Here is a 915-nt window from a genome sequence, read left to right as displayed (position 1 = left end):
GAGGGTGTTTATAAAGTAAAGATAAAGAGAACAGGATTTTTGCCCGTGAAGTCGTTAAGGTCAAGCATAAGCGTAACGACACAGGAGAATAGCACCAATGTCTCAAGCTTCTTACCCCAGTGACCTGACCGATGCAGAATGGGCTTTACTAGAACCCTTGATTCCTGCTCCAAAGTCCGGCGGTCATCCACGTACTACTGATATGCGACAGGTCTGCAATGGGATTTTCTATCTCCTCAAAACCGGTTGTCAATGGGCCTATCTGCCCAAGGACTTTCCTCCCTCCTCCACGGTGTACTACTACTATCGCAAATGGCAGAGGCAGGGAGTTTGGGAAAACATCAACCATGCTTTGCGGACTCGCTGCCGTCAAGCAGTGGGGAAAACCCCAGAACCTAGCGTCCTGATTGCCGATAGCCAATCGGTCAAGACGACAGAAAAAAGGGCGATGTCTATGGCTTCGATGGCGGGAAACAGGTCAAAGGAAGACGGAGAAACTTGCTAGTCGACAGTTTAGGGTTACTTTACAAAGTGATAGTCTCCGAGGGAAATAGCTCAGAACGAACCTTTGCCCTTGCTGCAGTGATGGAGCTAAGGGAGCAGCAACAGCAGATGTTGAAGCGATTGCGGTTGATGTGGGTAGATGCTGGATATCGAGGAGGACGCTTTGCCTTAAGTCTCTGGTTAATGGTGCAAGCCAAGGTGGAAGTGATTAGTAGAAACAGTAAAGAATTCATGGTACTCCCGAAGCGTTGGATTGTTGAACGTACATTTGGTTGGTTGAATTATTATCGTCGCCTTAGTAAAGACTATGAGCAATTATCAGAAGTGTCGGAGGCAGGGATTTATGCTTCCATGAGTCGTCTGATGTTGCGTCGGCTAGTTTCCTAAAGATTTACTTTATAAATGGTCTCT

1 protein-coding gene is annotated in these 915 nt (G+C 47.1%); it reads left to right on the top strand.

What is annotated here, in order from left to right; all coding sequences use genetic code 11:
- The first annotated feature begins 97 nt into the window (after positions 1 to 97).
- A protein-coding gene (locus tag AACR41_RS00040; RefSeq protein ID WP_138072138.1) for an IS5 family transposase occupies positions 98 to 891 on the top strand; the annotation gives its coding sequence in 2 pieces (ribosomal slippage) (positions 98 to 431 and positions 431 to 891; 795 coding nt in all).
- Positions 892 to 915 lie beyond the last annotated feature (24 nt).

Origin of the sequence: Picosynechococcus sp. NKBG042902, from assembly GCF_963864045.1 — a bacterium.
Classification (GTDB): domain Bacteria; phylum Cyanobacteriota; class Cyanobacteriia; order Cyanobacteriales; family MRBY01; genus MRBY01.
Note: the sequence above shows the minus strand (reverse complement) of the source record. Positions and strands in the feature narration are given on the sequence as shown.